We start from the raw sequence: 22,082 nt of genomic DNA, 5'->3' as shown, positions 1-22,082 counted from the left end.
TAATGTTAAGCGCTAAAGATACTATAATCCCTACATATCTCCATAGAAGTTACGGAAACTAGAACGTAGACCTACATTGATCACGCCTGATTTCTGTGTTGCTGCCCCTTCGATTCTATTGTATCGTTGGGTATAGCCCACTTCAAAACGAAGATTATATTTCGGGTTCAATACATAGGCAACTTTCATATCCGCATAGAACAGATCGTTCTGTATACCTTGACCGATCTTGTTACCATAGGTATTTGGTGCGGTTTGATAGCTCTGGAAGATATCTCCACCATAATTTACAAAACCACCCATGCCGTCTGCTGGGTCTGTACCGTAACGGCTATATAAGCCTTGGGCAGAGAAATCGAAACGGTTCCAAGAATAGTTCACTAAACCAAGGAGCTCACGGAAGTTAGCACCCCGAGGGTGTGCCAATGGTTCTCCCCTGTTGGAATAATTGGAGATGGATACAAAGTGCTGGTAGGTATAAGGACGAACCATATTGTATTCACCCAAGATATTCAGGTTCTGTACGCCAAAGATGTTGAAAGCTTTAGCTCCTAACTGAGCACCCCATTTATTATGTACATAGCCATTATTGGCAAAGAATTCCTTAGCAGTGAATTCACCCAATAAGAACTGTCCATATACGGTTGCATTATTAAGCACCTTGTATTTGGCATTCAGCCCTAGGAACATTTTATCTGGTGAGGATCGGTTGGAGTTTTCTACGGCTCTAATGAACATGACCGGATTCAGGTAATTGAAATCAAAACCTCTTTTTCCAGCCTGTGTTTTATTCGCCCAGACCACCGATTGGAAAAAACCAATGGATAAACGGTTGGTCACGTTATAATCTAAATATTGAAATGCTCCCCATTTGATGCCATCACCATAACGGTTTCCGGAGTTCATGGAATCAATCCTTGGGTTGCGAGGGTCGTTCATATACGCCCAAATGGAAGTATATTGCACATTACCTACTTTACCGGTTAATTTCAGATGAGCATAATTGGAGGAAAAGTCGGATAATAACACGGAACGGTAACCATCACCGATGAAGTTCTTATCATAGGCTAATGTCGCCTGCAGGTAATCGCTGAAATCATAGGTCAGGTTGGCTGTTGCATACATCCAATCTTTTTCCTTGCCGAGGTGGTTCTTTGAAGCTGCTTGGCCAGGTACGACCATGGATTTCTGCACATACTCATCGATATAATGCGGGAATACGGCTTGGTTTTCAAAGAAATTACCATAAAAGGTAAATTTATCCTTAATGTTTACTCCAGCTTGTATACCGCGGGTATTCAACCAGGTTGTTCTTTTATCGGCATTGATCAATTCCTTACCGATCATAAAATCCGGTAGAACATCCAGGTAAAAAGTATGGTCATCTTTTTCGACCTCTATCAAATGTTCATTGAAGACCTTACGCATGAACCAATTATCCGAATTGACCGGATGCAGGGATTGAATGGAATCCATTTTCTCCAATAATCGGCCTTTGAACAAATAAGGCTTGGAAGATGTATGGTATCGGGTATCTACGGAATATAACTCTTCGTCGTATTTTTGGTAATGTTGGTACGAGTATGGATGATTTTTTACTTGTGCCTGCGAGGTATTGAAATAGGCCATGCCCAACAATCCAGCAAACACATAGGTTAATGACTGTTTCATAAATAAATTTCCGTTTATTTGCGCTATTCTATCAAATTCTATTCCTAAATATCCCGCAAGTTACTTTTAATAATTAAGCTTCCCCTATTTTAAGTTCAATAAGTAGCTAAAACGTTAATTCAAACTTCCTATTTTACCGTACAATTTGTATATTGCGGTAATAAATCATCGTGAAACCCCTATAAACTAAATATGAAGCGAAGAACTTTTCTACAAAATTCGGCCGCGTTAGGCGCCGGTATGCTGGCTAGTAAATTCAGCTTTGCCGCGCTACCAGCCGATTTTCCGGTGGTGCGGGTGGCGGAAAAAGACCGTCATTTCCGAAGTAAGCCGATCGAAGATATGATCAAGAAATTCCAGAAGAATGTTGCCGATAAGGAATTAGGCTGGATGTTCAACAATTGTTTGCCGAATACCTTGGATACCACCATCTATGATGAAACCAAGGACAACCGCAAGAGAACTTATGTAATCACCGGAGACATCGATGCCATGTGGTTGCGTGATAGTAGTGCGCAGGTTTGGCCTTATCTGCAATTCATGAAAAAAGACCCGAAATTGAAGGATCTGATCCTGGGATTGATCAATAAGCAATCGGAATGCATTAATATAGACCCTTACGCCAATGCTTTCTATAATGATCCGACCAAAAAAGGAGAATGGTTCAAGGATCATACCGACATGAAACCCGGCCTGCATGAACGTAAATGGGAAATAGATTCGCTCTGCTATCCTATTAGATTGGCCTATCATTATTGGAAGGAAACCAATGATAATACCCCATTTGATGAGGTATGGGTGCAAGCACAGGAAAAAACCTTGCAGACTTTTATCGAACAACAACGGAAGGAGAATCTCGGCCCCTATCGTTTTGAACGGACAACCTCTCGAGGTTCAGATACCCTTCAGGTAGATGGTTATGGCTATCCCGTCAATCCTGTTGGTTTGATCGTTTCCAGTTTCCGTCCTTCGGATGACTGCAGTATTTTCCCATTCCTGATCCCTTCAAATCTTTTTGCGGTTACCAGTTTGAGGCAATCGGCAGAGATTTTAAGGAAAGTAAAGAACAATACCGATTTGGCGACTAAAATGGAAGCTTTGGCCAATGAAGTGGATGCTGCCGTGAAGAAATATGGTATCATCGACCACCCTACGCATGGGCGGGTATATGCATTTGAGGTGGATGGCTTCGGAAGTTACCTGATGATGGATGACGCTAATGTACCTAGTTTATTGGCTTTACCATATTTGGGGGCAGTGGATAAGAATGATGAGGTATACCAACGCACAAGAGCGTATATACTATCGGACAAAAACCCCTTCTTCTTTAAGGGGAAATTTGCAGAAGGAATCGGCGGACCGCATATCGGTCGTGATATGATCTGGCCGATGTCCATTATCATGCGTGCTTTCACTTCTTCGAATGATGAAGAGATCCGAACCTGTGTTCAGACCTTGAAGAAAACACATGGTGGAACTGGATTTATGCATGAGTCCTTCCATAAAGATGATCCTAAGAAATTTACAAGACATTGGTTTGCGTGGACAAATACGCTGTTTGGTGAGTTGCTATGGAAATTATACAAGGAAAAACCTCAATTGTTGAGCTAAGTTTTTTCAGCTAAAGCTGAGCTATAATTTAACGGGGCTACTTTGCTTGAAAACCCATGCAAAGTATCCCCGTTAATTATTTTCACTAATTTCTTATCACAAAATCATTCAGGTAGATCTTTTTTGATTCTGCAAAAAGTACCTTAGGTTGTCCATTCGTCCATAGGACAGCAGTGGATTTCGTACCGTTCAAATAATTCCCTAGTACATACACTTTCCCAGCAACAACCTGAATCGCCGTCGCTGCAAGACTTTGGTTAGGATTCAATTGATAGAGTTTTGTTCTGTTTTTATAGACTACTGCTGTACCCTTATTGTTGTTGTAAAAATTGGCTACATAATAATAATCCTGACCAGACATCGTACCAATAACATCCGTAGCAGAACCACCCAATAGCATTTTGAAAACCTGCACATCGTTTTTCCAAACCATGGCCGCATCGCCGTCCTTAGCAAAGTTTTCTTTTCCGATCACATAGATATCCGAACCAATTGCATGGACATAATCGGCATAGGTATTTGGACCAGCAAGCGCAATCGCATAACCATCTTTGAACATGTGGGCATTACTATTGAAACGACCTGCCAATACTGGTTTACCGTTCGATTCCGTAATGGAGGTCAAAGTGGATGAGGCAAGACAACAAGCCTTTCTGGATTCTACGCCATTTGTCCACAGAAATAATCCATAGTAGCCTGAATGGTCTTTCGTTCCTCCAACATATACTTTTGAACCAATTACATTGATCGAAGTCCCACTATTAAAATTTCCGGCAGCAGTTAAATAGGAAATCCTGTTATTCTTCCAATAAGCAACTCGTTTTTTTCCTCCTGCAGCCATTTGGTAGCCTGTTACATGGGCTTCCTTAGTGTTCACTGCTGCAATCGCCAAGGCATCAGACCGTGTATTTGGCGAAAGATTGATCAGGGAATCGTTAATGCTCAAGATCGCGTTCCGATCTGCAGTCTTGAAATCTGCATTATATTTATAACCCGCATAGAAAAACGTAAGGGGCTTGGGTGTTGGTGTTGTCGGTGGATCTATGGGAACTTCCGGATTTCCTGGATCAGGAGTTACGGGTTCCACCTCTTTCTTACTACAGGAAGAAATAATCATCAACATGCTCAATGCCAATACGGCGCTTTTTAAATCTAATCTTTTCATAATTTTTATTTCTTGCTAATTGGCACACAAAAAAAGAACCAGTCTAACACGGTATGGAAGGGTTGGCTATAGGAATTATATAAATCATGCTCATTAGCATTTAAACAGGGAAATGAGGGTAAATACAAAGTATCTACTTCATATTTTAACAGGGAATTTTAAAAATGATTGGCTACATTATGGTAATTAAGCTAAGAAAAGTCATCTTTGCATAGTAATACAACATGGAGAACACAAATTATCACGCAGGCCCTATCGGCATATTTGATTCTGGATACGGTGGGTTGACTGTATTTAAGGAAATCTATAAAGCCCTACCTCAGTATGATTATATCTATCTGGGAGATAATGCCCGTGTACCTTATGGTACCCGATCTTTTGAAACTGTCTATGAATTCACCAAACAATGTGTGTTCAAATTGTTTGATGAAGGCTGTAACCTGGTGATATTGGCATGTAATACGGCATCAGCTAAAGCTTTAAGAAGCATTCAGCAGAACGATCTACCTCCGGGCAAGAAAGTTCTGGGTGTTATCCGACCTACATCAGAAGTGGTTGACCAATTTACAAACACGAATAAAGTAGGGATCTTGGCAACCCAGGGTACCGTAAATTCCGGATCCTATGTTATCGAGATCAATAAGTTCCATCCGGAAATCGAGGTTTTTCAGCATGCTTGTCCTTTATGGGTTCCCATTGTGGAGAATAACGAGATGGATAGTGAGGGTTCTCAGTTTTTTGTTCAGGAAGATCTGAAGGAGTTACTAGCCATGTCGCCGGATATGGATACTATTTTGTTGGCCTGTACGCATTATCCATTGTTGCTTCCTATTATTGAACAGTTCGTACCTAAGGGAATCAATATTATTTCCCAGGGTGAGTTGGTAGCAGAAAGTTTAGTAGATTATTTGAAAAGGCATCCGGAAGTGGAAGAAAAATGCAGTAAATCTGGGGAGTTGAAATTTTATACAACGGATGATCCTGTGGATTTTAACCTGAAAGCAGAGCTATTTTTTGGAAGAAAGATTGAATCGGAGGTGATTAAGGTGGTTTAGTAATTGAATCATTTTTAATTAAATCATTTTCGATTCCATTATTCAGAGAACTTTACGTCATTGCAAAAGTTAAGTGTCATTGTGAATCTGGCCGTCAATGCGAGGAACTGTGCGTCATTTCGAGGCCAGCCGTCATTGCGAGGATAGCCGTCATTGCGAGGAACGAAGCAATCTTTGAACCCTTTTCATCCTGAGCGTAGTCGAAGGATCTATACGGTTACATACGAACAGATGGTTCGACTCCGCTCACCATGACATGCGGGAAGATTGCTTCCTCGTACCTCCTCGCAATGACGGGCAAAGTCTCCTCGTTATCAAAGGGAAAACCTCCTCGCAATCAAAGGGAAAACCTCCTCGTTATCAAAGGGAAAACCTCCTCTTATTAAAAGTAAACCTCCTCTGTTAAAATAAGTTAATCAAAAACTATTCTCCTCCAATAATCCTTAATTTAGGTCATCTAATTAGTACCTAATGAGATTTTTCATAACCTTTATTTTCTTTTTTGGCTTCCTCATTCCAATATCCGCGCAGACAATCACCGGTCAAATCCGGGATTTGGCTAGTAAAAAACCATTATCAGGCGTAAAAGTGGAAAGTGCAGAGAACAAAACAGTCACTGACCCTCAAGGCAAATTCTCCATCCAGGTTTACGGTCGCGACGACAGTCTAACCTTTTCCTTAAAAGGTTATAGAACCCAGCGATTTATCTACAAAAATGGGATTTACAGGTCTAATATCCAGATTGCATTAGAAGAAATCGTGACGGAAATTGAAGAAATTGTAATCGAGCGAAAAGTGGTCGGAAGTGATCAACCAAAAGTAAAACCCATTTTCATTGAGCAAAAAAAGAAATCAAAATTAAGGCAGATATTTGGAGATCGCGTAGATCTTTCTGGTGGGCCAAGGCCAGGATTTCTCGCCAATGGTAGTACCGCCCAATTATTCAGCATCAACGTCCTCTCTGTAATTTCCATGTTCAAAAAAGAAAAAGAACCTAAAAAATCAAAAGAAGAGCAATTGGAAGAGTTGGAACGGGATATCCAAAATGCAGATTTTGTCTTCTCGAAGAAATTGATCACAGAAATAACTGGATTAACTGGAGATAGGCTCCAGATTTTTCAGAATATATACCGTCGTCCCTACTCCGCATTAATTGAAATGTCTGAATACGAACTTCGGGTATATATTGAAAAAAGTTTTAAAGAATTTCAGAAGGAGAATCCAGGAGCTAAGAAACCTTAGCCTGTAGTCCCATTAAAACTAAGAAACCTTAGCCTGTAAGGCCAATGCATATAATTTCATCTGTTTCACCATCGCCAACAAGCCATTCGCTCTGGTAGGTGACAAATGCTCCTTCAATCCGATCTGTTCAATAAAATAAAGGTCTGCATCCGCAATTTCCTTTGGTGTATGACCGGAAAGCACTTTGACCATCAAACTCACCAAACCTTTGGTGATCACCGCATCGCTATCCGCCGTAAACCACAGTTTACCCTCCTTCATCTCTGGAAATAACCAAACCTTGGATTGGCAGCCTTTAATGATGTATTGTTCCTGTTTATTGGCTTCATCAATCAAAGGAAGCTCTTTACCCAACTGAATAATATATTCATATTTCTCCATCCAATCGGAATAGAAACCAAAATCCTCGATTAATTCGTCCTGTATTTCGTTTATTGTCATTATCTATATTTAATTTCGGTTTAACTCCCTGAAAAGGCTTAAACCAACATGGCAACTGCGCGTTTCACGCCAGCAACCAATGCATCTATCTCTTCTTTTGTATTATACACCGCCAAACTTGCCCTAACCGTACCAGGAATACCATACTGCTCCATGACCGGTTGAGCACAGTGATGCCCTGTCCGAACAGCAATTCCCAATTTATCTAAGATCACCCCAATATCATAAGGATGGGTGCCATCTACCACGAAGGAGATCACCGAGGATTTCTCTTTGGCAGTTCCGATAAAGCGAATCCCTTCCACTTCCTGCAGACGCTCCGTTGCATAGGCCAACAATTCGTCTTCATAAGCTTTGATATTGTCCAATCCGAGGGAATTGATATAATCAATCGCTGCATTCAAGGTAATTCCAGCTTCGATATTTGGCGTTCCAGCCTCAAATTTAAAAGGCAATTCATTATAGGTGGTCTTCTCAAAACTAACGTCTTTGATCATATCACCACCACCTTGGTAAGGCGGCATGGCGTTCAACCATTTTTCTTTACCATACAACACCCCTACTCCGGTCGGTCCGTACATTTTATGTCCAGAAAAGACCAAGAAGTCCACATCCAATTCCTGAACATCAATTTTCAGATGCTGTACAGCTTGTGCAGCATCCAACAGAACCGGTACATTTTTAGCATGAGCCAAACGGATAATTTCCCTGATCGGGTTGATGGTACCTAAGGCATTGGAGACATAGTTTACAGAAACCAATTTAGTTTTATCATTCAACAAAGCAGCATAAGCGTCCATATCCAATTCCCCAGCCTCGTTCATCGGGATAACCTTCAAAACCGCCTTCTTAGTCTCACACAACATCTGCCAAGGCACGATGTTCGAATGATGCTCCATCGCCGAAATGATGATCTCATCCCCTTCATGCACAAATTCTTGCCCATAACAGGTCGCAACAAGGTTGATGCTATCCGTAGTTCCTTTGGTAATGATGACCTCATAATCATGCTCCGCATGAATGAACTCCTGAACCTTACGACGGGTAACCTCAAAGGCATCGGTCGATATTTGGCTCAGATAGTGCACACCACGGTGCACATTACTGTTCATATCGGTATAATAAGCCATGATGGCGTCGATTACAGCTTGGGGTTTTTGGGTAGTTGCTCCATTATCGAGGTATACCAAAGGCTTTCCATTCACCTCACGTTTCAATATCGGAAAGTCTGCGCGTATCGCCTGTATATCTAAATTGTTCAATTTTTCCAGTTTTGATAAAAGTTCTACAAAGTTAATATATATTAAAAACAATCGAGCAGACATTCCGTTAAATGAACGTAATAAAATATTTGAACATCTTTAAAACAAAATCCAATTAACAAAATTTAGATATATATTAAATTAAGTTTAATTACCTTTGTTTAATTATGCAAGAACAACCTTTGAACATACCAGAAGGCTCTAGGAAAGAGGTGATGACATATCTGGAACCATTCATGTTGAATGAAATGGCGGATTACCTGAAACCTGTGGAAGACATGTGGCAACCTGCCGACTTTCTTCCGGACTCTTCACGTGATACTTTTTTTGAGGAAGTACGCGATCTGCAGGAAAGTGCGAAAGAACTTCCCTACGACCTTGTCGCGGTCTTAATCGGCGATACAGTGACTGAAGAGGCGCTTCCGACCTATGAATCTTGGTTGACTATGGTTGATGACGTTGACAAGAACGAGCAAGGCGGCTGGATGAGATGGGTTCGTGCTTGGACAGCGGAAGAGAACCGCCATGGTGATCTATTGAACAAGTATCTTTACCTTTCCGGTCGTATTGACATGCGTCAATTCGAAATCTCCTTACAGTACCTGATCAAAGATGGTTTTGATATCGGTACAGGGGCCGATCCTTACCGGAACTTTATCTATACTTCCTTTCAGGAATTAGCAACGAATGTTTCCCATAGAAGGGTTGCAGGTTTATCCAAAAAATCAGGAGATAAATTATTGGCTAAAATGTGTGGTGTTATTGCAGCAGATGAGGCAAGACATGCCAAGGCTTATATGTCCTTTATTTCCCATGCCCTGGTGGTGGATCCTAGCGAGGTGATGTTGGCTTTTGAAGACATGATGAAAAAGAAGATCGTGATGCCAGCGCATTTTCTACGTGAATCAGGAGAGCCACAAGGAGATGCCTTTGCGCATTTCTCCGATGCGGCACAACGCTTAGGAGTTTATACTGCGGTGGATTACGTGGATATCCTTAAAGAACTTATCGCGGAATGGAAGATTGATCAAGTAGGCGGTTTGAACGAAAAAGGCGAAAAAGCAAGGGATTACCTCATGAAATTACCTGATCGTTTATTGCGATTGGCAGATCGAATCAAGATTCCAGAAAAAGAGTATAACTTTAAGTGGATCTATTAAGTTTTTTAATTTAATTATAGAAAATATAACCCGCCAAATAAATTGGCGGGTTTTTAATAAAAATAACCCCTAACCCCTTAAAAATCTTTAGGGGGTTTTAATTTGTCATTCCATCGTTGAAATTTCCAAAAACCCCATTAATATCCACCTAAAAACAACAATCCTATTTAAACATTCCGTACATTTACTTGTCATACTAATAATTGTTATGCTAAAGGAAAAATTCAATCAATATTCATTCATCTTGGATCGGACAGCCAGGAGGGTAAAACAGTATGCCCAGACCTCCTTTTCCAGCCATGGGATTGATCTAACGGTAGATCAATGGACGGTCATCAAAACGCTTTACGTAGCGAAAGACCTTACCCATAAAGAGATTGCAGATGAATGTGGTAAGGATCAGCCGACCATGACCAGGATCATTGATCTATTGCTGAAAAAAGGATTGGTCATGCGGGTGGAAAATCCCAATGATCGTCGTAGCCTGCATATTCAATTGACCCAAACGGGCAATGAACAAGTCGAAAAACTTGCACCGCTCGTGAAGGAATTCCGTATGAAAGCCTGGGAGAACCTAACAGATGAGGACTTCCAACATTTTACCAGAATATTAAACAAGATCTATTCAAATCTAGAAACAACATAGCTATGATAACAACAGATATATGCATTATCGGAGCTGGACCCGTTGGTCTATTCGCTGTCTTTGAAGCTGGATTATTAAAGATGCGTTGCCATCTAATCGATGCCTTGCCACAGATCGGCGGACAACTTTCCGAGATCTACCCCCATAAACCCATTTACGATATCCCTGGATATCCGAGCATTACCGCACAGGAGCTGATCGACAATCAGTTGAAACAGATCGAGCCCTTCCACCCTACCTTCAGTTTGGGGGAACGCGTTGATGCGCTTCAGAAACAAGATGATGGAAGCTATATCGTGCTGGGATCTGAAGGAACCCAAATCCACTGTCAGGTAGTGGTGATCGCTGGTGGATTGGGCTGTTTTGAGCCCCGTAAGCCGGAGATCCTGAACCTGGAAAACTATGAAGGAAAACAGGTACACTACATGGTTAGGGATCCGGAAAGATTCCGTGACCAACGTATTGTGATCGCTGGAGGGGGTGATTCGGCCTTGGACTGGACTATTTTCTTGAGTGATGTAGCCAAAGAAGTCACCTTGGTACACCGGAGCGACAGTTTTAGAGGGGCTCCAGATTCTGCGGAAAAAGTATACCACTTGGCGCAGGAAGGAAAGATCAACCTGCTACTGTCCCATAACCTGCAAAGTCTGAACGGGAATGGCCATATGGAAAGCATTTCCTTGATCAATAAGAACAAGGAGGCTATCCAGTTGGATACCGATCATTTTATCCCACTATATGGCCTTAGCCCGAAACTGGGACCTATTGCAGATTGGGGATTGCAGATCGACAAGAACGCGATCGAAGTAAACACCTTCGATTATTCCACCAATATTGAACGCATCTTTGCGATAGGCGATATCAATACCTATCCCGGAAAATTGAAACTGATCCTTTGTGGGTACCATGAAGCTGCCTTGATGGCACAAAGCGCCTTCAAATATGTATATCCGGATCAGAAGTTGAGTTTTAAATACACCACCGTAAATGGAGTAAACGCATTTTAGAACATGGAAGATATCATCACCATAAAAGTAGAAGACCGCGATGGCAGTACCCAAGAGGTGCAAGTACCTACCGACGTTAACCTGAGCCTGATGGAAATCCTGAAGGCTTCGGAATACGATATCCTAGCGACCTGTGGAGGAATGGCACTCTGCGCTACCTGCCATGTAGAAGTATTGGCCGGTGCAGAAAACCTTTCAGAACCTGAAGATCAGGAACTGGACATGCTCGACACCCTTCCTGATGCGGATTCGCAAAGCCGATTGGCATGCCAGATTCGATTGCATCCGGAAAATGAAGGTCTGCATATTAAGATCAGGGGCAGTTTGCAATAAAAATTATAAGTGTACTTTTTACACTTAGTTAGTTGGAATTAAGTCCTTGAGAACAAATAAGATAGGAGATTGTTTAATTAAGAAAAGGGGGCATAATCTAAAATTAATGCAATTATTTAATAGATAATGCAATAAAATGTCAGATATTTGTACCTTATTTTAAAATTCTTTTAAAGAAACATATGATGTTGCTAAATCGTTCTGAGAGAAACTTTCCAAGAGTTGTCGTTATAGGTGCTGGCTTCGGAGGGGTGGAAGTTGCCCGCCGACTGAAGAACAAGGAAGTTGAAGTATTATTGATCGACAGAAACAATTACCATACTTTTCAACCTTTGATGTACCAAGTGGCAACTGGAACCCTAGCATCGGATTCCATCTCTTTTCCACTTCGGAAAATGTTCAAGAACCAACAGAATTTTCGTTTTCGATTGGCCGAGGTCCAACAGATCAATACCGCTGAAAAAATAGTCCATACATCGGTAGGCGACTACGATTACGATTACTTGGTGATCGCAACAGGAGCTACCAGCAATTTCTTTGGCAACAAGGAAGTGGAAAAATACTCCCTTCCGATGAAGAGTATTGTGGAAGCCTTGAATATACGTTCCTACATGATCCAGAATCTGGAAGAGGCTGTCCTTCGGAAGAATACCTCCGATAGAGAGCGTTATTTGAATTTTGTGGTTGTGGGTGGCGGACCAACGGGGGTTGAACTTTCTGGTGCGATTGCAGAATACCAACAGCATATGCTGAAAAAGGATTACCCAGAACTATCTACCTATGAGATGAAGGTCTATCTGGTAGAGGGTACAGGAAAGATTTTGGGCGCCCTTTCGGAAAAATCATCCCGTGATGCGGAGCGTTATCTGAATGAATTGGGTGTGAAAGTGACCTTGAATACGGTAGTTACAGGCTATGATGGCAATACAGTAACCCTATCTTCCGGCGAACAGATTCCTACTAAGACAGTGATCTGGGGCGCGGGAGTTATGGGACAGATGCCAGAAGGCTTAAGTCCGGAAATCATTGAACGTGGAAACCGAATCCGTATTGATGAGCAATGCCGAGTTGAAGGGTTGGAAGATGTGTATGCGATTGGTGATGTTTCTGCTATGATCACGGAGGAGAACCCTCGTGGATTGCCAGGAGTTGCTCCTGTGGCGCAACAACAGGGTAAATATGTGGCAGTGCATATCATGAATGCGCTCAATAAACAGGAAAGTAAGGGTTTTAAGTATTTTGATAAGGGATCCATGGCTACGGTTGGAAGAAATCGTGCGGTTGTGGATATGGGAAGCTTACATATGAAAGGCTTTCTGGCCTGGATGACCTGGATGTTCGTGCATTTGGTATCTATCTTTGGATTTAGGAACAGGGTGGTGACTTTTGTGAACTGGACCATCAAATTTTTAACGAAGAACTCGGGTATCAGGTTGATTATTCATAAGTATGAAAGACCAAAGCCAGAACCAAAAGTAGAAGCTGAAAATAAAGCGTATTAAAACAAACTAGATAAAGGTTAAAGAGGCCGTATTAAAACTTTCGAGTTAGATACGGCCTCTTTTTGGTTCGGTATGTACGTATATTGTCAGTGGGATGTAAGTGGGGTTTAAGTATCTTTTAGCACTTACACCTCACTTACAGGGCACTTAGAACATGCTTTCAGTGCGAAGGAAGTTTTGTTAAAATTTGTTAATATGGAGGGGAAGATATACGATAGGCATATGCTTTGCGTTTATGTATTAAAGAAAAGCAAAAGAGTAAAAATTTCATAATTTAGGTTAATAATTGGTTTGGTAAAATCCTGAGGTTCCCCACCTCAGGATTTTTTTTGTTTTTGTTAGTTTTTAGTTATTGGGAGGAGGTATACTTTTCATGGCGAGGAGGTTTCTCCGTCATTGCGAGCGCCTCCGTCATTGCGAGGAGGCACGACTAAGCAATCTTTGGACTTTGTCATCCTGAGCGCAGTCTTTGTCATCCTGAGCGCAGTCGAAGGATCTGTACACTAGCAAACGAACAGATGGTTCGACTCCGCTCACCATGACATGGACAACTGTTACATGTGTAAAGATTGCTTCGTACCTCGCAATGACGATGGCCCATCGCAATGACGGCGAAGGTTTCCTATACTTTCAGGATATTTTCAATATATTTATATGATTAATAACCAAATACAAAATAACCACGTACTTTTTAACCAAAATACCCTAAGTATGAAAAACCACACACAAACATACTTAATCATCATTGCCATCCTATTAGGCATACTGATCTTCAGTCCTATTTACAACCTCCTATTCCATAATGAAATGGCATTTGGATTTCCATTCACCTTCCTAACCTACAAAAACTTCCACTCCACAAATGGTATTGGAGAATCCTATCAATTTCTTCCCCTATCCTTCATATGGAATATCATCATTTTCAACATTACGTTTTTCTTAATGAGGTTTATTATCAAAAGATAGATTATCTTCGCATATTTACTATCCCCATTAAACAAAACAACCCTCATTAAACAAAAACAAACATGACAAATAAAGACATAGCTAAAGTCTTCAAATTATGTGGACAACTCATGGAGCTTCACAATGAGAATTCCTTTCGTACCAAAGCTATGGCGAACGCCTCCTTCCGAGTAGATAAATTACCTTTTGCAGCCAGCACTTCCAACCTGGAAGAACTGAGCGAGCAACCCAATATCGGGAAAAGTACCGCGGAGAAAATCCTACAAGTATTAACTACAGGCACCTTCCCAGAATTAGAGAAACTGATCGAGAAAACCCCGGAGGGCATCATCGAAATGTTAAAAATCAAGGGACTCGGTCCAAAGAAAATCCAGATCATCTGGAAGGATTTAGAGATCGAATCCGTGGGCGAGCTATATTATGCCTGCAATGAAAACCGTTTAATAGAAGCCAAGGGGTTCGGGTTAAAAACCCAAGAAGACATCAAGAAATCCATTGAGTTTTCCATTGCCAACCAAGGTTGGTTCCTCTACGCAAGGGTAATGCCTTTTGCGGAAAACCTAATCAAAAACCTTCAAGAAAAAACAAGCAATAAACTCTCGTTTACAGGAGATTACCGCCGAAAGATGGAAGTTTTACAGCAGGTACAAATCCTGTGCGCAGGAACATCCGAAGAAGCCCTTCATCTGGTTAAATCGCTGGAATTTGAAATGGATGTAAACCAGGAAAGCGGCAGGATCAGCTTCCGGGAAGAGAATGGGTTTGCCTTTGAGGTCATCCCTACTCCTGCTTCCGATTTCGCCAAGGACCTTCTCTTGACCACCGGTTCTCCCCAACATATCCAGCAATTGGAAAACCTTGGCAAGCTAAAATCCTTGCCAACAGAAGAGGAAATCTACCAATCCTTGGGATTAGCTTATATAGAACCCGAACTACGCGAAGGGAATCAGGAAATCGAATTGGCGAAAACCAATAGCCTACCTACCCTCATTACCTATCAAGATCTGAAAGGAAGTCTCCATAACCACTCCACCTATTCCGATGGTGTGCATAGCTTGGCAGATATGGCCAACTATTGCAAAAACGAGCTGGGGCTGGAATACCTGGGTATTTGCGACCACTCCCGAACAGCAGTTTATGCCAATGGGCTTTCTATTGAACGTGTGGAAGAACAATGGCGAGAGATCGATCAATTGAACCAGGAGCTAGCTCCTTTCAAAATATTCAAAGGGATCGAGTCGGATATTTTGGGCGATGGCTCCTTGGATTATCCAGCCGAGATCCTATCCAAATTCGATTTTGTGGTAGCATCGATTCACGGCAACCTGAAAATGGAGGAAGAAAAAGCAACCAACAGGTTAATCAAAGCTATTGAAAACCCTTATACCACGATACTTGGACATCCGACGGGAAGGTTATTATTATCTCGCGCCGGATACCCCATCGACTATAAAAAAGTGATCGATGCCTGTGCCGCAAATCAGGTCGTCATTGAGATCAATGCCAATCCATTACGCTTGGATCTTGATTGGCGCTGGCAGCAATATGCCTTGGAAAAAGGCGTACTCCTTTCCATCAATCCCGATGCGCACCGAAAAGAAGGACATTTGGATATGGAATTTGGCGTTTATGTGGCACGTAAAGGCGGCCTGACCAAAGAAAAATGTTTGAACGCATTTAGTTTATCAGAAATATCTTCTTATTTTACCAACAACAAGAAATAACCAAAATAATACCCTCATATCGATCATGAAGTTAAACGGAAAATCTTTTTTATTGGGATTGATGCTGATGGCCGGCACACAGACCGGACATGCCCAATTGATGAAAGCCAAAGAAATCTATACCAAGGCAGATTCCCTACGAGGCGAATTGACACCTTTGAGAACCTGCTATGATATCCAATACTACCACTTGGACATCAAGGTGGATATAGACAATAAATTCATCAGCGGCAGCAATGAATTCCAGTTCAAGGTAGTAGATCGATTCAATAAACTTCAGTTCGACCTGTTCGATAACCTCTCCGTAGATAAAGTCGTTTATAAAGGGAAGGAACTGCCTTTTACGAGGGAATACAATGCGGTATTTGTCACATTCCCAAACTACCTGGAAAAAGGGACGGAAGATTCGTTTACCGTTTTCTACTCCGGGAACCCGATACAAGCCACCAGAGCGCCTTGGGATGGTGGGTTTGACTGGAAGAAAGACAGCAAGGGCAAACCTTGGGTCGCTACCGCTGTTCAGGGGCTTGGCGCGAGTGTATGGTGGCCAAACAAAGATCATCAATCGGATGAGGTAAACGGCATGATGATCTCTGTAGCAGTACCTAATGGTGTCATGAATGTTTCCAACGGAAGGCTTGTTAAAACCGAAAAACTGAAAGGAAATTACACCAAGTACCATTGGAAAGTGGATAACCCGATCAATAATTACAATGTGGCATTGAACATTGGTGACTATGCTCATTTCAAGGAAGTATATACTGGTGAAAAAGGGAAACTGGACCTGGATTATTATGTGCTGAAAGAGAATGCGGACAAGATCGATTTTCTGAAGAAGAACGCCAAAGAAACCTTAAAGGCATTTGAACATTGGTTTGGGCCCTACCCATTCTATGAAGATGGCTATAAACTGGTAGAGACCGCCCATTTGGGTATGGAACATCAAAGTGCGATCGCCTATGGTAACAAATATAAGAATGGCTACCTGGGTGGCGACGGATCAGGCACAGGTTGGGGATTGAAATGGGATTTCATCGTGGTGCATGAATCCGGTCATGAATGGTTCGGCAATAACATCACCGCAAAGGATCTGGCCGATATGTGGATTCATGAAAGCTTCACCAATTATTCGGAGGCCCTGTTCATCGATTATTACTATGGCAAAGAAGCCAGCCAGGCATACGTCAATGGTAACCGAAGAGGGATTACCAATCAAACACCTATTCAAGGTCCATACCATGTGAATAAGGAAGGATCTGGTGACATGTACAACAAAGGCGGTGTGTTACACAATATGATCCGCACGATGATCGATGATGACGAGAAATGGCGAGCGATTTTGAGGGGCATGAACAAGACCTTCTACCACCAGACCGTGGATTACAACGATATCTTGAAATACATGACCGAACACAGTGGCATAGACCTGAGCAAAGTCTTTGAACAGTATGTGCAACGAAAAAGCATCCCTACGCTGGAGATCAGAAATGCTAGTCGCCCAGGATCCTTTATAATCCGCTGGAATTCAGAGGTCGACAACTTCCATATGCCGGTACACATCTTCGATAAGGATGGTAAAAAGGTATTGATAAAACCGACTACGAAATGGTCCACGCACCGTTTTGAAGGGCTGACCACGGAGACCATAAAAGCGGATACCTTCAATTATTATATCGGGGTGACCACACAATAATTGACAGTGGATTTCGTTAGCAATACCAGATATCGAAAAAATAAAAAAGTTCTTCGTAAAATGAACATTTTTATGGAAGCGGCTTTATATAAAAACCATTTTTTTTCATTAGGTTTGCATTTAAATTTTACAATATACTTTCACAAATAAATGGGGCTTTTTAATTGGTTTACGCAAGAAGTTGCAATAGACTTGGGTACAGCTAACACCCTGATCATTCACAATGACAAAGTAGTAGTTGACGAGCCATCTATCGTAGCATTTGACCGCACGACAAATAAGGTAATTGCCATCGGTCGGCAGGCCATGCAGATGGAGGGTAAGACACACGATAATATTAAAACAGTAAGACCATTGCGCGATGGGGTAATTGCGGATTTCACAGCTGCAGAACACCTGATCCGAGGCATGGTCAAACTGATCAATAAAGGAAAATCCTGGTTCTTCCCATCTTTACGTATGGTAGTTTGTATTCCTTCTGGTATCACCGAGGTGGAAAAACGTGCTGTACGCGACTCTGCAGAGATTGCAGGAGCAAAAGAGGTCTACTTGATCCATGAACCTATGGCAGCTGCTGTAGGTATCGGGATTGATGTAGAAGAGCCTGTAGGGAACATGATCATCGATATCGGTGGTGGTACGACCGAGATTGCGGTTATCGCCTTATCGGGTATCGTCTGCGACCAATCCATCCGTGTAGCAGGAGATAATTTTGACTCGGACATCGTTCAGTACATCCGTCGTCAACATAACATCATGATCGGAGACCGTACAGCAGAGAAGATCAAGATCGAAGTGGGTGCTGCTCTTCCGGAGCTGACCGATCCACCAGAAGATTTTGCTGTTCAAGGACGTGATTTGATGACCGGTATTCCTAAGCAGATTACCGTATCCTATACCGAGATTGCACATTGTTTGGATAAATCCATCTCCAAGATCGAAGAAGCTATCCTTAAAGCCTTAGAGATCACTCCTCCGGAATTATCAGCTGATATTTACCAAACAGGTATCTACCTAACTGGAGGTGGTGCTTTATTGAGAGGATTGGACAAACGTATCCAAGCAAAAACAAAATTACCTGTTCACGTTGCTGAAGACCCACTCCGTGCGGTTGTACGCGGAACAGGGATCGCATTGAAGAACATTGGACGTTTCAAGTTCTTGATGCAGTAATTAATGAACAATACTTATTCCGTACGCGATATAATGTCTCTCAGCACGTTATATCGCGTACCTATTAAAAGAGATTTAGAATGAAAAACCTTTGGCTTTTCTTGGTAAGATACAATGCCTTTTTTTGGTTTGTGTTGTTCTTTACCGTATCTCTTTTATTGGTTGTCCAAAACAACCGGTACCAACGTTCTGCCTTCGTCAATTCCTCCAATGTGGTCGTAGGTTCTTTCTACGATAAATTAAACTCTTGGAAAAGCTATTTGGCATTGGAAGAGACGAACAAAAACCTGGCACAGGAGAACGCTGAATTAAGACAGCAATTACAGAAATTCATTCTTGCCGATACCTTGGACTCTGTCCAAATCGCTGATTCCATCGAAGAAAACCGTTATCGGTTTACCATCGCCGAGGTGGTGAACAACAGTATACATCAAAAGAGCAATTTCATCACCATCAATAAGGGATCGTCCGAAGGTGTGGAAAAAGGCTTGGGCGTTATCACGTCCAATGGTGTTGTTGGTGTAGTATTGAATGTATCTCCTCATTTCAGCACGATCCAATCCTTATTGCATCCAGACACCCGGGTTTCCGTGACCTTGGACACCACCAATGTGTTCGGTTCGCTGGCTTGGGGAAACAATGTGGATCCTAGATTTGCCCTGGTAAGGGATATTCCGAACCATGTGAAAGTGCAAAAAGGCATGAAGATCTATACCTCCGGATTTTCTTTGTTCCCGAAAGGGATCGAGATCGGTACGGTGGAAGAAACAGGGATTGTATCGGGTGAGAGTTTCTTGGATGTGAAGATCAGGCTGCGCACCAATTTCAGTAACCTGAACCATGTCTATGTAGTGAAGGACCTTTTGGAGAACGAGAAAAATTTGTTAGAAACTCAAACGGAGGATAACAATGGGTAGTGTGGTATTATTTAATCTGTTTCGGTTTGTGGCCTTGATCGCTCTGCAGGTGGTCTTGTTCAAGAATGTGGGTTACTATAACCTGGCAACCCCCTTTCCTTATATCTTGATAATCTTTTTATTACCGATCAATATTCCTAATTTTATACTATTCTTGTTGGCCTTCGCCACTGGATTAACAGTAGATGCTTTTTACGATTCCATCGGAGTTCATGCGGCAGCTTGTGTTGCTTTGGCCTGGTTCAGGATCTTTTTCCATAAGATCACCCTGGACGTGGATGCACAGAATTCCTTTGAAACGCCTGCCTTGGGCAACATGGGATCCAAATGGTTCTTATCATACATCGCAATAGGTACCGTGGTACATCATATCGTACTCTTCCATGTGGAGTATTTTAGTTTTTCTAATTACTTAAGTACGCTGTTGAGCATTCTACTGAGCAGTATTTTCACTATCTTGTTAATCATGCTGATCAGCTTGCTGGTTTATAGGCGGAAATCAAGATTATTAGGCAATTAACATAGTAAAGGGTTCATTTCATGAACAATAGTTTCTTCAATCGTAAGTTCGTTATTCAGGGGATTTTTATAGCCATTGCATTGGTTATTGTAATTAGATTGTTCTATATACAGATCATCGATGATCGGTATTTACTTTCGGCGAACAATAATGTGATGCGGAAGGAGATTATCTATCCTGCACGCGGGGTAATCTTAGATAGGAACGGAAAGATGTTGGTGGAGAACGAAATGGTATTTGATCTTATGGTGACCCCAAGAGAGGTTAAGGATATAGACACCCTCCTATTCTGTGAACTTTTGCAGATCGATACAGCCGATTTCAATAAACGCATGAAAAAAGCGAGAGCGGAGTCGCCATATCGCCAATCTGCCTTTATGAAGCAGGTACCAATACAGATTTTTGCTCCTTTTGAAGAACAACGCTATAAATTTCGAGGATTTTATGTTCAGAAAAGAACGGTAAGGCACTATCCAGACAGCATAGCTCCGCAGTTTTTGGGTTATATCCAAGAGGTAAACGAAAATGACATTAAAAAATCCAATGGTTTCTATCGTTCGGGAGATTATATCGGGGCATCGGGCGTTGAACGTGCATATGAAGATTTGTTACGTGGGAAACGTGGCGTAAAGAATAGAATGGTTGATGCCCTTAACAGGCCACAAGGGGTTTTCATGGACGGTAAATACGATACTACGGCTGTTTCTGGAGAAGGCTTGGTTTCTTCCCTGGACAAGGAACTGCAGGTCTTGGCCGAGAAAATGATGAAGAACAAACTAGGCTCGGTAGTCGCTATCGAACCTTCCACTGGAGAAATCCTGACCTTCGTCAGTAGTCCGGGTTATAACCCTAATTTGATGGTGGGCAGGGAACGCGGAAATAATTACATGAAATTATTGGAGGACCCGAACAACCCGATGTTTATCCGGCCGATACAAGCATCCTATCCCCCTGGATCTGTCTTCAAGGTCGTGGCAGCCCTTACAGCGCAACAGGCGGGCGTGATCAATGAACAGACGGTATTTTATTGTCCTGGAGGCTACCGTTATGGTGGTGGACGTGCGATCATGCGCTGTACCCACGTGGATGGAGCAACAGGATTGGTGAAATCCATCAAGATGTCCTGTAATACGTATTATGGTTATGTATATGCCAAGATGATCGATGGTCGAGGAATGGCCAGTTATAAGGCTTATGACCTTTGGCGTGATGGTCTTTTGAAATTTGGTCTTGGCGGTAAATTAGGGATCGATCTACCAGGAGAAAAAACAGGTTTGGTTCCTACTTCCAATTTTTATAGCAAGCGCTATGGAAGCGACAAGTGGAAATCTGGGTATAACATTTCCCTTTCCATCGGGCAGGATGCCTTGGGAATTACCCCACTTCAGATGGCGAACGTGATGGCCATTGTGGCCAATCGTGGATTTTACTATCGCCCGCACCTGATCAAAGGCATCGGAGAAAAACAGATCGTGAAGGAAGAATTTACAGAGAAGATCTTTGCAGGTGTGGATGCCAAATACTACGAACCGGTTATCGAGGGAATGAGCCAGGCGGTCAATCAAGGTGGTACTGGTGCTGCATCTCGGATCGCAGGCATAGAGATGTGTGGAAAGACCGGTACGGTACAGAACCCTCATGGGGAGAACCATGCGGTATTCTTTGCCTTTGCCCCTCGGGAGAACCCTAAGATTGCTATTGCCGTATTCGTAGAGAACGCGGGATATGGTGGTACCTGGGCGGCGCCTATTGCCAGTATGCTGGTGGAGAAATACCTGAAGGATACCATTACCTTACCGAAATATATTCAGGACAGGATCTACAATGGAAACCTCCTACCGAAACCAAAAGTTAAGGTAGAAAAAGAAGATCCCAAACTGAAAAAAGATAGTACGAAGAATAAAAAGGACAGCATAAAATTAAGAACCACGGCCATTGAACCAAAGAAGAAGGAATCGGCAATTTTAGTACACCATAGTCAGGTAAGAAGGTAA

19 protein-coding genes are annotated in these 22,082 nt (G+C 42.2%); 15 read left to right on the top strand and 4 right to left on the bottom strand.

The features are described 5' to 3' along the window. Positions 1-30: 30 nt before the first annotated feature. Positions 31-1,671, bottom strand: coding sequence for a gliding motility protein RemB (locus CRJ00_RS02505; protein WP_099365327.1), 1,641 nt, complete (start codon positions 1,669-1,671; stop codon positions 31-33). Positions 1,672-1,863: 192 nt separating this feature from the next. Here CRJ00_RS02505 and CRJ00_RS02500 point away from each other — a divergent pair, with 192 nt between their 5' ends. Beyond that, positions 1,864-3,282 (top strand): glycoside hydrolase family 125 protein, encoded by a 1,419-nt coding sequence (locus CRJ00_RS02500; protein ID WP_099365326.1) that lies wholly within the window; start codon positions 1,864-1,866, stop codon positions 3,280-3,282. Positions 3,283-3,367: 85 nt separating this feature from the next. On the opposite strand, the gene CRJ00_RS02495 is transcribed toward CRJ00_RS02500, so the two are convergent. Beyond that, complete coding sequence (locus tag CRJ00_RS02495) at positions 3,368-4,447, bottom strand: hypothetical protein (RefSeq protein WP_099365325.1); 1,080 nt, start codon at positions 4,445-4,447, stop codon at positions 3,368-3,370. Between the two features lie 224 nt (positions 4,448-4,671). Here CRJ00_RS02495 and murI point away from each other — a divergent pair, with 224 nt between their 5' ends. After that, complete coding sequence (gene murI, locus CRJ00_RS02490) at positions 4,672-5,502, top strand: glutamate racemase (RefSeq protein WP_099365324.1); 831 nt, start codon at positions 4,672-4,674, stop codon at positions 5,500-5,502. 471 nt (positions 5,503-5,973) lie between these two features. Then, complete coding sequence (locus CRJ00_RS02485; RefSeq protein WP_099365323.1) at positions 5,974-6,744, top strand: carboxypeptidase-like regulatory domain-containing protein; 771 nt, start codon at positions 5,974-5,976, stop codon at positions 6,742-6,744. An 18-nt stretch (positions 6,745-6,762) separates the two neighbouring features. Here CRJ00_RS02485 and CRJ00_RS02480 read toward each other — a convergent pair whose 3' ends face one another. Further along, positions 6,763-7,185: a SufE family protein gene (locus CRJ00_RS02480; RefSeq protein WP_099365322.1), complete on the bottom strand. Its 423-nt coding sequence runs from the start codon at positions 7,183-7,185 to the stop codon at positions 6,763-6,765. 38 nt (positions 7,186-7,223) lie between these two features. Beyond that, entirely contained in the window at positions 7,224-8,447 is a 1,224-nt protein-coding gene (locus tag CRJ00_RS02475; RefSeq protein WP_257213668.1) for an aminotransferase class V-fold PLP-dependent enzyme, read from the bottom strand. A 167-nt stretch (positions 8,448-8,614) separates the two neighbouring features. Between CRJ00_RS02475 and CRJ00_RS02470 the strand changes: the two genes are divergently transcribed. The 12 genes from CRJ00_RS02470 (at position 8,615) to mrdA (ending at position 22,082) form a co-directional block, all read left to right on the top strand. Then, positions 8,615-9,607 carry an acyl-ACP desaturase gene (locus tag CRJ00_RS02470; RefSeq protein ID WP_099365320.1) on the top strand — a complete coding sequence of 331 codons (993 nt, stop codon included), beginning with the start codon at positions 8,615-8,617 and terminating at the stop codon, positions 9,605-9,607. A 208-nt stretch (positions 9,608-9,815) separates the two neighbouring features. Then, positions 9,816-10,253 (top strand): MarR family winged helix-turn-helix transcriptional regulator, encoded by a 438-nt coding sequence (locus CRJ00_RS02465; protein WP_180268398.1) that lies wholly within the window; start codon positions 9,816-9,818, stop codon positions 10,251-10,253. A 2-nt stretch (positions 10,254-10,255) separates the two neighbouring features. Then, positions 10,256-11,260: an NAD(P)/FAD-dependent oxidoreductase gene (locus CRJ00_RS02460; RefSeq protein WP_099365319.1), complete on the top strand. Its 1,005-nt coding sequence runs from the start codon at positions 10,256-10,258 to the stop codon at positions 11,258-11,260. Between the two features lie 3 nt (positions 11,261-11,263). Beyond that, the gene (locus CRJ00_RS02455) at positions 11,264-11,593 is read left to right on the top strand and encodes a 2Fe-2S iron-sulfur cluster-binding protein (protein ID WP_099365318.1); all 330 of its coding nucleotides are present in this window, start codon (positions 11,264-11,266) and stop codon (positions 11,591-11,593) included. Positions 11,594-11,778: 185 nt separating this feature from the next. Next, on the top strand, positions 11,779-13,095 hold the full coding sequence (locus tag CRJ00_RS02450) for an NAD(P)/FAD-dependent oxidoreductase (protein ID WP_099365347.1): 1,317 nt from the start codon (positions 11,779-11,781) through the stop codon (positions 13,093-13,095). Between the two features lie 711 nt (positions 13,096-13,806). After that, positions 13,807-14,061, top strand: coding sequence for a hypothetical protein (locus CRJ00_RS02445; protein WP_144038069.1), 255 nt, complete (start codon positions 13,807-13,809; stop codon positions 14,059-14,061). Between the two features lie 62 nt (positions 14,062-14,123). Continuing rightward, positions 14,124-15,785, top strand: a complete 1,662-nt coding sequence (locus CRJ00_RS02440; RefSeq protein WP_099365316.1) for a DNA polymerase/3'-5' exonuclease PolX — start codon at positions 14,124-14,126, stop codon at positions 15,783-15,785. 25 nt (positions 15,786-15,810) lie between these two features. Further along, positions 15,811-17,478 carry a M1 family metallopeptidase gene (locus tag CRJ00_RS02435; protein ID WP_099365315.1) on the top strand — a complete coding sequence of 556 codons (1,668 nt, stop codon included), beginning with the start codon at positions 15,811-15,813 and terminating at the stop codon, positions 17,476-17,478. 150 nt (positions 17,479-17,628) lie between these two features. Continuing rightward, positions 17,629-18,651, top strand: a complete 1,023-nt coding sequence (locus CRJ00_RS02430) for a rod shape-determining protein (RefSeq protein WP_093098220.1) — start codon at positions 17,629-17,631, stop codon at positions 18,649-18,651. An 80-nt stretch (positions 18,652-18,731) separates the two neighbouring features. Beyond that, complete coding sequence (gene mreC, locus CRJ00_RS02425) at positions 18,732-19,568, top strand: rod shape-determining protein MreC (protein ID WP_099365314.1); 837 nt, start codon at positions 18,732-18,734, stop codon at positions 19,566-19,568. Then, positions 19,561-20,088, top strand: coding sequence for a rod shape-determining protein MreD (mreD, locus tag CRJ00_RS02420; RefSeq protein ID WP_099365313.1), 528 nt, complete (start codon positions 19,561-19,563; stop codon positions 20,086-20,088). Before mreC ends, mreD begins: the two co-directional genes overlap by 8 nt. Positions 20,089-20,108: 20 nt before the next feature. After that, positions 20,109-22,082: a penicillin-binding protein 2 gene (gene mrdA / locus CRJ00_RS02415; RefSeq protein ID WP_099365312.1), complete on the top strand. Its 1,974-nt coding sequence runs from the start codon at positions 20,109-20,111 to the stop codon at positions 22,080-22,082.

Source organism: Sphingobacterium sp. 1.A.4, from assembly GCF_002734245.1.
GTDB lineage: Bacteria > Bacteroidota > Bacteroidia > Sphingobacteriales > Sphingobacteriaceae > Sphingobacterium > Sphingobacterium tenebrionis.
Note: the sequence above shows the minus strand (reverse complement) of the source record. Positions and strands in the feature narration are given on the sequence as shown.